The 8,308-nt window shown below is 71.6% G+C and carries 9 protein-coding genes and 1 pseudogene; 4 read left to right on the forward strand and 6 right to left on the reverse strand.

The window, feature by feature from the left end:
- A partial coding sequence (locus GTW67_RS31580) for a chaperonin GroEL (RefSeq protein ID WP_161168174.1) occupies positions 1 to 1,157 on the forward strand: 1,157 nt, incomplete at its 5' end.
- A 228-nt stretch (positions 1,158 to 1,385) separates the two neighbouring features.
- Positions 1,386 to 2,516, forward strand: a complete 1,131-nt coding sequence (locus GTW67_RS31585) for an oxidoreductase (RefSeq protein ID WP_161168175.1) — start codon at positions 1,386 to 1,388, stop codon at positions 2,514 to 2,516.
- A 100-nt stretch (positions 2,517 to 2,616) separates the two neighbouring features.
- On the opposite strand, the gene GTW67_RS31590 is transcribed toward GTW67_RS31585, so the two are convergent.
- Positions 2,617 to 3,282 (reverse strand): TetR/AcrR family transcriptional regulator C-terminal ligand-binding domain-containing protein, encoded by a 666-nt coding sequence (locus tag GTW67_RS31590; protein WP_161167889.1) that lies wholly within the window; start codon positions 3,280 to 3,282, stop codon positions 2,617 to 2,619.
- A gap of 149 nt (positions 3,283 to 3,431) precedes the next feature.
- Between GTW67_RS31590 and GTW67_RS31595 the strand changes: the two genes are divergently transcribed.
- On the forward strand, positions 3,432 to 4,469 hold the full coding sequence (locus GTW67_RS31595) for a glycoside hydrolase family 113 protein (RefSeq protein ID WP_161167891.1): 1,038 nt from the start codon (positions 3,432 to 3,434) through the stop codon (positions 4,467 to 4,469).
- Here the strand turns inward: GTW67_RS31595 and GTW67_RS31600 are convergent.
- Together GTW67_RS31600 and GTW67_RS31605 are read right to left on the reverse strand one after the other, a co-directional pair.
- Positions 4,460 to 4,666 (reverse strand): DUF397 domain-containing protein, encoded by a 207-nt coding sequence (locus GTW67_RS31600; RefSeq protein WP_161167888.1) that lies wholly within the window; start codon positions 4,664 to 4,666, stop codon positions 4,460 to 4,462. The two genes, GTW67_RS31595 and GTW67_RS31600, sit on opposite strands and share 10 nt — an antisense overlap.
- Entirely contained in the window at positions 4,650 to 5,489 is an 840-nt protein-coding gene (locus GTW67_RS31605; protein ID WP_161167887.1) for a helix-turn-helix domain-containing protein, read from the reverse strand. Before GTW67_RS31605 ends, GTW67_RS31600 begins: the two co-directional genes overlap by 17 nt.
- A gap of 118 nt (positions 5,490 to 5,607) precedes the next feature.
- On the opposite strand from GTW67_RS31605, the pseudogene GTW67_RS31610 reads away from it, so the two are divergent.
- Positions 5,608 to 5,985: pseudogene (locus GTW67_RS31610) on the forward strand (hypothetical protein); the annotation flags it as partial.
- A 20-nt stretch (positions 5,986 to 6,005) separates the two neighbouring features.
- Here GTW67_RS31610 and GTW67_RS31615 read toward each other — a convergent pair.
- From GTW67_RS31615 to GTW67_RS31625, 3 genes are all read right to left on the reverse strand, one after another.
- On the reverse strand, positions 6,006 to 6,584 hold the full coding sequence (locus GTW67_RS31615) for a hypothetical protein (protein WP_161167886.1): 579 nt from the start codon (positions 6,582 to 6,584) through the stop codon (positions 6,006 to 6,008).
- 44 nt (positions 6,585 to 6,628) lie between these two features.
- On the reverse strand, positions 6,629 to 7,564 hold the full coding sequence (gene murQ / locus GTW67_RS31620; RefSeq protein ID WP_161167885.1) for an N-acetylmuramic acid 6-phosphate etherase: 936 nt from the start codon (positions 7,562 to 7,564) through the stop codon (positions 6,629 to 6,631).
- A gap of 106 nt (positions 7,565 to 7,670) precedes the next feature.
- A partial coding sequence (locus GTW67_RS31625; protein ID WP_161168176.1) for a MurR/RpiR family transcriptional regulator occupies positions 7,671 to 8,308 on the reverse strand: 638 nt, incomplete at its 5' end.

The following is an 8,308-nucleotide window of genomic DNA, read 5'->3' on the forward strand; positions in this document are numbered from 1 at the left end:
TCGGCGAGCTCATCGCCGAGGCCATGGACAAGGTCGGCAAGGAAGGCGTCATCACCGTCGAGGAGTCCCAGACCTTCGGTCTGGAGCTGGAGCTCACCGAGGGTATGCGCTTCGACAAGGGCTACATCTCGGCGTACTTCGCCACCGACATGGAGCGGATGGAGGCGTCGCTCGACGACCCGTACATCCTCATCGCCAACTCCAAGATCGGCAACGTCAAGGACCTGCTCCCGCTCCTGGAGAAGGTCATGCAGTCGGGCAAGCCGCTGCTGATCATCGCCGAGGACGTCGAGGGCGAGGCCCTGTCGACCCTGGTCGTCAACAAGATCCGCGGCACCTTCAAGTCCGTCGCCGTCAAGGCCCCGGGCTTCGGCGACCGCCGCAAGGCCATGCTCGGCGACATCGCCATCCTCACGGGCGGCGAGGTCATCTCCGAGGAGGTCGGTCTCAAGCTGGAGAACGCCTCCCTCGACCTGCTGGGCAAGGCGCGCAAGGTCGTCATCACCAAGGACGAGACCACGATCGTGGACGGCGCCGGCTCCGCCGACCAGGTCCAGGGCCGGGTCAACCAGATCCGCGCCGAGATCGAGAACAGCGACTCGGACTACGACCGCGAGAAGCTCCAGGAGCGTCTGGCGAAGCTGGCCGGCGGCGTGGCCGTCATCAAGGCCGGTGCCGCCACCGAGGTCGAGCTCAAGGAGCGCAAGCACCGCATCGAGGACGCCGTCCGCAACGCGAAGGCGGCCGTCGAGGAGGGCATCGTCGCCGGTGGTGGCGTGGCCCTGCTCCAGGCCTCCCAGGTCTTCGAGAAGCTGGAGCTGTCGGGTGACGAGGCGACCGGCGCCAACGCCGTGAAGCTCGCCCTGGAGGCCCCGCTGAAGCAGATCGCCGTCAACGGTGGCCTGGAGGGCGGTGTCGTCGTCGAGAAGGTGCGCAACCTGACCGTCGGCCACGGCCTGAACGCCGCGACCGGTGAGTACGTCGACATGATCGCCGAGGGCATCATCGACCCGGCGAAGGTGACCCGTTCCGCGCTGCAGAACGCCGCCTCCATCGCCGCGCTGTTCCTCACCACCGAGGCCGTCATCGCCGACAAGCCGGAGAAGGCCGCCGCGGCCGCTCCGGGCGGCATGCCGGGCGGTGACATGGACTTCTGATCGACCGGTTCCGGTTGATCGACCGTCCTTCACGTACCGAGGGCGGCACTCCTGGCCATGGCCGGGGGTGCCGCCCTCGGGCGCGTTCACGGTCCGCGGGGCGCGCGCGGGTGTGAGCCGGGTCACGGATGGCGGACGGCCGGAATGGCCGTGCCGGGTGCGCCGGTTGCAGGGGTGCAGGCATTCATGCGTATGCACATACTGACCGGTACCTCCTGAGGAGCCCCTGTGACCGTCACCGCCTCCGAAGCCGTCTCGCGCGCCGCGCAGATCCTCGCCCGCCCGGCCGTCATCAACGGCCTGACCGTGCCCAACCGCATCGCGATGGCGCCGATGACCCGCATGTTCTCCCCGGGCGGCGTCCCCGGCGAGGACGTCGTCTCGTACTACGCGCGCCGCGCCGCCGCCGGTGTCGGCCTGATCGTCACCGAGGGCACGTACGTCGGCCACGCATCCGCCGGGCAGAGCGACCGCGTGCCGCGCTTCCACGGCGACGAGCAGCTGGCCGGCTGGGCGAAGGTCGCCGACGCCGTGCACGCGGCCGGCGGCACGATCGTGCCGCAGCTGTGGCACATCGGCATGGTGCGCAAGCAGGGCGACCAGCCCTTCCCCGACGCTCCCGCCGTCGGCCCCTCGGGCCTGCGCATCGGCGAGGACGAGGTCACCGGCAAGGCCATGACCCAGCGCGACCTGGACGACGTCATCGGCGCGTTCGCCGAGGCCGCGGCCGCCGCCGAGCGCATCGGCTTCGACGGCGTGGAGATCCACGGCGCCCACGGCTACCTCGTCGACCAGTTCCTGTGGTCCGGCACCAACCGCCGCACCGACGCCTACGGCGGCGACCCCGTGGCCCGTACGAAGTTCGCCGCGGAGATCGTGGCCGCGGTGCGGGAGAGGGTCTCGGCCGAGTTCCCCGTGCTCTTCCGCTACTCCCAGTGGAAGCAGGAGGCCTACGACGCCCGCCTCGCCGAGACCCCCGAGGAGCTGGAGGCCATCCTCGCGCCGCTGGCCGCGGCCGGCGTCGACGCCTTCCACGCCTCCACCCGCCGCTACTGGCTTCCCGAGTTCGAGGGCTCCGACCTCAACCTCGCCGGCTGGACGAAGAAGCTGACCGGCAGGACCGCCATCTCCGTCGGCTCGGTCGGGCTCGACGGCGAGTTCGTCAAGGCGTTCCAGGGCGCGGGCGCCGGGCTGGGCAGCCTCGACGGCCTCCTGGACCGCATGGAGCGCGACGAGTTCGACCTCGTCGCCGTCGGCCGCGCCCTGCTCCAGGACCCGCAGTGGGCCGAGAAGGTCCTCGCCGGCCGCTTCGAGGAGCTGGCCCCCTTCGACGCGGCGGCGCTGAAGACCCTGAGCTGACACTGGGTCGGCTCCGGACGCGCATCGGGTGCGTACCGCGGCGCGAGGTCCCCGAGCCGGTGGTGCGCACCGCACCGCCGGTGGGGGCCGTCCTGAGGCGCTACGCCCCCGCCTGATCGCGGCCGGCGCGGGGCGAGGGCCGCGCCGCCGTGTGCCCCCGCCCATGAACCAGGGGCAGGAAGACCTCGTCGACGATCTCGGCGAGGACGGCGTCGGGCACGGTGGGGACTCCGAGCATCACGTACTCGTTGCGCAGCAGCGCCAGAGGCGTCTCGGCGACTCGCGGGTGCAGCGCCTCGGGCGCGGCGTCTCCACGGGCCACCGCCCGGCCGAGCACGGTCAGCCAGGCCGCCTCGTGCGCGCTTTCCGCCGCCGGGTCGCGCAGTTCGGCCAGGAGTTCCGGAGTGCTGCCCGCCGCCGCGATCAGGCCGCGCAGGATCTCCCCGTAGGGGGACGACCAGGTGCTGTTCGCGCGCCGCAGCATCTCCAGGGTGTCGCCGCGCAGCGAGCCGGTGTCCGGCGGCGCGGTCTCGGCCGCGGCCAGTCGGCGGTATGCCGCCACACCGAGCGCGACGCGGTTGGGCCAGCGCCGGTACAGCGCGTTCTTGTTCGTCCCGGCCCGCCGGGCCACTTCGTCCATCGTCAGGGCCGGGACGCCGGACTCCTTCAGCACCTCGGCGGCCGCTCGCAGGATGGCCTCCTCCAGCTCGGCCCCGCGTCGCCGGGTCGCCGGGGCCTGCCGCGGTTCCTCCCTGGCCTGTGCCACCGGCCGTCCTCTCTCGTCCCGCGCATCCGCATCCTCGGTACGCATCGTACTTTCCGGCGTCTCACGCATTCCCTCTCCGGCCTGCTAGGGTACGCCAAGTACCTAATACGGTACGTTGCGTACCGTATATCGTGAGGGGAGTATCCGTCGTGCGCACCTTCGGCATCACTTACGACACAGGCTTCACCAACGCGGGAACCACGACCCGCGAACCCTTCGACCCCGCTGTCGTCCGCCGTGAAATGCAGATCATCCGCAACGAGCTGGGCTGTGACGCCGTACGTGTCACCGGCGGGGACCGCGACCGGCTGGAGACGGCCGCGCGACACGCGGCCGATGCTCAACTGGAGGTGTGGTATTCGCCGTTCACCAACGGCCTCACCACCGGAGAACTCCTGGACTTCCTCACCGACAGCGCCGAACGCGCCGAACGGCTGCGACGCGAAGGCGCCGAGGTCGTCTTCCTCACCGGCTCGGAGATCTCCCTCTTCACCGTCGGCATGCTCCCCGGCGACACGTTCGAGGAACGCGCCGCCGTCCTCACCGACCCGCAGCGACTGCGGGCCGCGCTGCCCGGGCTCCCCGCCCGGGTCAACGCCTTCCTCGGCACAGCGGTCGCCGCGGTGCGCGCCAGGTTCGGCGGCCGGATCGGGTACGCCTCACTTCCGTTCGAGGGCGTGGACTGGACGCCGTTCGACATCGTCGCCACCGACGCCGGCTACCGCGACGCGCAGACCGCCGACCGGCTCGCCGACGGCCTGCGGGCACTGACCGCACACGGCAAGCCGGCCGCCGTCACGGAGTTCGGCTGCACCACCTACCGCGGGGCCGCCGACGCCGGCGGTCGGGGCGACGCCGTCATCGTGTGGGACGACCGCGCCCGTCCGGTGCGGTTCACCAGCCCCGTGGCCCGTGACGAACAGGAACAAGCCGTGTACCTGCGTGAACTCATCGACGCCCTCGACCACTCCACCGTCGACGCGGCCTTCGTCAACACCTTCGCCCGCTATGACCTCCCGCACTCGGGCGCCGACGACCGTGACTTCGACAAAGCGTCCTTCGGCGTGGTCAAGGTCCTCGACGGCAGCCGCACGGGAACCGTGTACCCGGGCCTGCCGTGGGAGCCCAAAGCCGCGTTCCGCGCGCTCGCGGAGTACGGCCGCAGCCGGGTCCACGGTCACTTGTGAGCAGGGGATGCCTTGAGGTCGTTGACGAAGACCGACCAGGCGGCGGCCTGGAAGCGGAGGGTTGCCCCTTCGGGGCGCTTGGAGTCGCGGACGGGGATGACGGTGGCGCCCCCGTCGGCGGCGACTTCGAGGCAGTCGCCGCCGCTGCCGCCGCTGTAGCTGGACTTGCGCCAAGTGGCGTCAGAGTTGCTCCTCATGGGCGTAATCCTGCGCCATCGTCTCGATCAGGGCCAGGGACTTCTGAGGTGAGAGGGCGGAGGCGGTAAGGAGTTCGTAGGTGTGGCGCTGGTACCGCACAGCGGCCGGGTCGTCCTCCAGCCGTCCGGTTCCTACGCCCTCGAAATAGAGGAGTGGAGGTGCGTCCTCGAAGTCCATCAACTTGATGGAGCCCTCCATCGACGCGTGGGCGCCGGCGTCGAGAGTGAGGACCTGCACGATGGCACGGTTTCGCCGAACCACATCGGCAAGGTGGCGCAGGGCTTCTGCCATGACCTGACGCCCACCTGTCACTCGACGCAGCGCGGCTTCGTCGATCACCACCCACAACAAGGGCTCTGTTGGGTCATCGAGGAAGCAGGCCCGTTCCATCCGAGCTGCCACCAGCGCGTCGATCTTCTCGTCCGTGCCTGTCGGCCGATAAGCCCGGAACACTGCTCGCGCGTACGCGGGCGTCTGAAGCAACCCGGGGATAAGCAACGGTGAGTACTGTCGGATGGCCGTGGCCTGCGCCTCCGCCTCCGCGGCCTCCGCGAAGTGCTCGGGGTACTTCGACTTCGCCGCGGCCGCGCAGTTCCGCTGGAAGAAATCCTCCGTGCCCAGTACCTCGTCCAACAGCCGCGCATACTCCGGCTGCATTCTCCTCGTGCCGGACTCCAGTTGGCCGATGAAGGAGCCGCTGACGAAGAGGCGGGCGCCGAGTTCCTCCTGGCTCAGGCCCGCCTTCTCGCGGGCGTGGCGAAGCTCGGCGCCGAGGAGGGCGCGGGGGGACGACGAGGGGTCGAGGTCTTTCGGTCCTGGCATGGCGGCGGGACTCCCTGTCGTACAGCGGGGGTTGTTGGGGTGTCTCGTATGGCCAGGTTAGGGCCGCGGCGGCCACGCTGTGTCGTGAATCACGAACTCAGCGTGGAGGTGAGGAAGGGTGCGGTCGACCGAAGAAGTCGTCGAGTCCTTGCGGCAGGCCCTCGTGGGCGCCGGTGTCGTACTGCCGTCGCTGTGCGTCGATCCGGTGACCGGTGCGAGCGACGCGCCGTTCGCCCTGGTGGACCTGGGGCGGTGCAATGTGCGGGTCGCGGAGCGGCTGGCGTCGGTGGTGCGGGGGGAGTGGCCGCCGGTCGGCACGTACGCCGTGGACGAGCGGGACGGGCGAATCGGGGAGGTGAGGGGGCACGTCGGCGGGTGCGTGCAGTTGCGTCCGATGGCGGGCGGGCGCGAGTGGGACTGTCCCAGCGGCGCGGTGGCGGTGGCGCCGTCGCAGGAGGTGATGCGGGCCCGGCTGCGCAGGACCAACGAGGAGAGCACCGGTACGCCCGGCGCGGCTCAGGCGCCGCCCATGCCGCCCATCGGCTCGATGTCGACGCGGACCGGCGTCCCCCACACGCGCAGCACCTCGTAGTCCGTGAACTCGTGCACCAGCCGGTACGCCATGGCCGCGCGCGGGGCGCGTAGCTGGGCGGCGATGTACAGCTCGGCCTCGCGGCGGTCCCGGCGCGGGGTGCCGCACAGCTGCCACGCCTGGCCGTTCCACAGCTCCGGCAGCCAGCGCTGCTGGGGCTGGGGGCGGTCGCCCCGCATCCCGTAGCGGGACGGCGCCCGCTCGGCGGGCCGGGCCGGGAGGGGACCGCCGCCGTACTCGGCGCGGCGGGCGGCGCGGCGGCGGGTCTCGCACAGCAGGCACAGGTCGGGGGCGGCCTCGTCGACCGGCCCGCCCGGGTGCTCGGGGCAGCGGGTGCTGGGGGCCGCCGTGGTGACGCTCTCCTCCAGCCGCTCCAGCGCACGCTTCAGGTCGGCCCGGATCTCGTGCACCTTGGCGTCCGGTGTGTCGGCGGTCAGGGCCTCGCCGTGCTCACCGAGGAGACGCAGGGCGCGGCCCAGGGCGGTCAGCTGGGCGTGGTTCATGCTCCTCAGGGTCGCACACGGCACCGACGGACCCGCCCGTGCCGTCAGCCCTTCGCCGCCGCCAGCGCGGCCCGCAGGTGACCGTCGGAGTCCGCCAGGAGACGGGCGGCCGTCGGGCCGTCGACGTCGGCCAGCAGGGCCAGGATGGCGTGCTTGACCTCGCCGTCGGTGGCGGCCAGGGCCCGCTCGATCTCCTCGTCCCCTGCGCCGGTGGCGAGCGCGACGATACGCCGGGAGCGGGCACGCAGCTTCTCGTTGGACGCGCGGACGTCGACCATCAGGTTCCCGTAGGTCTTGCCGAGCCGGATCATCGTGATCGTCGACAGCATGTTGAGGACCAGCTTCTGCGCCGTGCCGGCCTTCAGCCGCGTGGAGCCGGTGATCAGCTCGGGCCCGGTGACGACCTCGATGCCGTGCTCGGCGGCGGCGGCCAGCGCGCTGCCCGCGTTGCAGGCCAGGCCGACGGTCAGCGCACCGAGCGCCCGGGCGTGCTCGACGGCGCCGATCGCGTACGGGGTGCGGCCGGAGGCGGACACGCCGACCACCGTGTCGTCGGCGGTGAGGCCGAGGGCGTCCAGGTCGGCGCGGGCCAGCCCGGCGGAGTCCTCGGCGCCCTCGACGGAGGTGACCATGGCACTCGGGCCGCCCGCGATCAGGCCGACGACCTGCCCCGGCTCCGTGTTGAAGGTGGGCGGGCACTCGGAGGCGTCCAGCACACCGAGCCGGCCCGCCGTGCCGGCACCGGCGTACACCAGCCGGCCACCCCGGCTCATCCGGGCGGCGACGGCATCGACGGCGGCGGCGATCTCGGGCAACCGCGCAGCAACGGCAGCCGCCACGGTGGCGTCCTCACCGTTCATCAGCCGCGCGATGTCGAGGGTGGCCATCCGATCGATCTCGGCCAACTCGGGCCGAAACGCCTCGGTGGACATCGTCTCCAACTGGGAACGGAGATCGGGGTGATGGGGGGTGGAGGTCATAAAGGATGCGGCCCTTTTCAACGTGCGATGCCTGTACTAACCCAGGGGCGCGGGGAACTGCGCGATCAACCACAACGAACCCGCAGCCACCCACAAAGATCAAGCCCTACGGTCTCCCGCGCGACCCATGCCGATGAGCCAACGCCTCATAGGACGCCGCCAAAGCCGGCGCAGCCGCCTCGTACGTCCGCTGCGCCACCCCCACGAACAGACAGTCCACCACCAGCAGCTGACTGGTCCGCGACGACATCGCCGCCGGCCGCAGCTCGCTCTCCCGCGCCGTGGACGTGGTCAGCACATGGTCGGCGTACTGCGTGACGGGACTGTCCGGGCGGCCGGTGATCGCGACGGTCGTCGCCCCGCGTTCGAAGGCGGCCCGCAGCGGCTCGATGACGTCCCCGGTCGACCCGGAGTGGGTGATGGCGAGGGCGACATCCCCGGCGCGCAGCTGCACCGCGTTGGTGACGGCCAGGTGCGGGTCGCTCGGGGCGTGGGCTATCAGCCCTATGCGCAGCAGTTTCTGGGTGAGATCCTGGGCGACCAGCCCGGAGGCGCCGATGCCGTACACGTCGGTGCGGCGGGCGGCGGCGAGCGCGGCGACGGCCGCGCCGAGCTGGACGGTGTCCAGTCCGGCGGCCGTGTCGGCGAGCGTCTGCTGCTCGTCGTAGGCCAGCTTGGCGACGACGTCCCCGATCGGGTCGTCGACCGCGATGTCCGTGGTGATGGCGGGCGCGCGACCCGACA

It is taken from the genome of Streptomyces sp. SID5910 (assembly GCF_009862125.1).
Lineage (GTDB): Bacteria > Actinomycetota > Actinomycetes > Streptomycetales > Streptomycetaceae > Streptomyces.